This window comes from Streptomyces humidus (genome assembly GCF_014649655.1).
GTDB classification, from domain to species: domain Bacteria; phylum Actinomycetota; class Actinomycetes; order Streptomycetales; family Streptomycetaceae; genus Streptomyces; species Streptomyces humidus.
Map to the genome: position 1 here is coordinate 1 of NZ_BMTL01000176.1, position 536 is coordinate 536.

1 protein-coding gene is annotated in these 536 nt (G+C 69.0%); it reads right to left on the reverse strand.

The window, feature by feature from the left end; genetic code table 11:
- The coding region (locus IE239_RS41630; RefSeq protein ID WP_190154633.1) for an IS701 family transposase at window positions 1-536 on the reverse strand (536 nt) is incomplete at both ends.

Sequence of the window (536 nt, forward strand, 5' to 3'; positions counted from 1 at the left end):
CAGGAACGGGTCTCATCGAGCATGTCCAGCGCCAGCTGCCACTTCTCCACGTGCCCGGCATCGTCCGGGATGCCGCAGGCGGCGCGGCGGGCGACCTTGTCCGCGTCGGCCTTCGACGAGGCGGGATCCCAGCTCTGGGGCACGAACAGCCGCCAGTCGACCGCCGCTGAGGCGTGGTCGGACGCGAGGAGGAGCGAGACGCCGACCTGGCAGTTGGTGACCTTGCCCGCCGTGCCGGTGTACTGCCGCGACACACACGCCGAGGCAGTCCCGTCCTTCAAAGACCCGGTGTCGTCGAAGACCAGGGCCTCTGGCCCGATCACCTCCTCCGTCCGCCAGGCAAGCTGAGCCCGGATGTGTGCCGGATCCCACGGGCTGGTGGTGATGAAGTCGGCCAGTGCCTGACGATTACCGTGCTCCCCGAGCCGGGCAGCCATCGGCTCGACCGACTTACGCTGCCCGTCGGTCAGCAGCCCCCGCAGATACACCTGCCCCCATCGACGCTGATCCTTGCGCGCGAACGGCTCGAACACCTC